Source organism: Staphylococcus sp. EG-SA-17 (assembly GCF_017151845.1).
Taxonomy (GTDB): Bacteria; Bacillota; Bacilli; order Staphylococcales; family Staphylococcaceae; genus Staphylococcus; species Staphylococcus aureus.
In genome coordinates this window covers 1-252 of record NZ_JACVZO010000149.1, presented here as the reverse complement: position 1 = coordinate 252, position 252 = coordinate 1, and the positions used below count along the sequence as shown (strand labels likewise).

2 pseudogenes are annotated in these 252 nt (G+C 31.7%); one reads left to right on the top strand and one right to left on the bottom strand.

Annotation, left to right across the window (positions count from 1 at the left end):
- Positions 1-121, bottom strand: a pseudogene (locus IDG65_RS15180) (hypothetical protein); the annotation flags it as partial.
- Positions 122-127: 6 nt separating this feature from the next.
- Here IDG65_RS15180 and IDG65_RS15175 point away from each other — a divergent pair.
- Positions 128-252 (top strand): annotated as a pseudogene (locus IDG65_RS15175) (hypothetical protein); the annotation flags it as partial.

The following is a 252-nucleotide window of genomic DNA, read 5'->3' as shown; positions in this document are numbered from 1 at the left end:
AGTCATAGTATTTATAACCATCACGTAATTGATAAATGCCACGCGGATCTGTTATTGCGTCATTTTTAGGAACAAATTGTATTTTTAAATGACTAACATTTTCAGGTACTTTAAATAAGCGCCAAATGGTCCGATTTGGCGCTTATTTAAAGTACCTGAAAATGTTAGTCATTTAAAAATACAATTTGTTCCTAAAAATGACGCAATAACAGATCCGCGTGGCATTTATCAATTACGTGATGGTTATAAATA